This window comes from Arthrobacter sp. 05T444 (assembly GCF_056395905.1).
The window spans coordinates 1-351 of sequence record NZ_JBFTKK010000083.1; the positions used below are offsets into that span (position 1 = coordinate 1).

Sequence of the window (351 nt, forward strand, 5' to 3'; positions counted from 1 at the left end):
CCGGCACCGCGGCCGGGCAGTGGCGGGGCCGTGCTGGCAGGGCCCGTCGACTCCGGGGGGATATTTGGGGTTAAAGAGCGAAGGCCCCGACATTTGCTGTCGGGGCCTTGGCCGTAAATAGTGTCCGGCGGTGACCTACTCTCCCACACCCTCCCGGGTGCAGTACCATCGGCGCTGTGGGTCTTAGCTTCCGGGTTCGGAATGGGACCGGGCGTTTCCCCCACGCTATGACCGCCGTAACCCTTGTACCCGAACCCCCKGGGGGGTTGGGAAATCTGGTGGTTACAACTTCCTGTGCCGTTCCTCTGTTTCGAGGGCGGGCCCAGGGTGTGGTGTTGTTATTTTGTTGTT

General features: G+C 63.4%; 1 rRNA gene. It reads right to left on the minus strand.

Annotated features, from left to right (window positions below):
• Positions 1–122: 122 nt before the first annotated feature.
• Positions 123–239, minus strand: a 5S ribosomal RNA gene (gene rrf / locus AC1DD3_RS22180).
• Positions 240–351 lie beyond the last annotated feature (112 nt).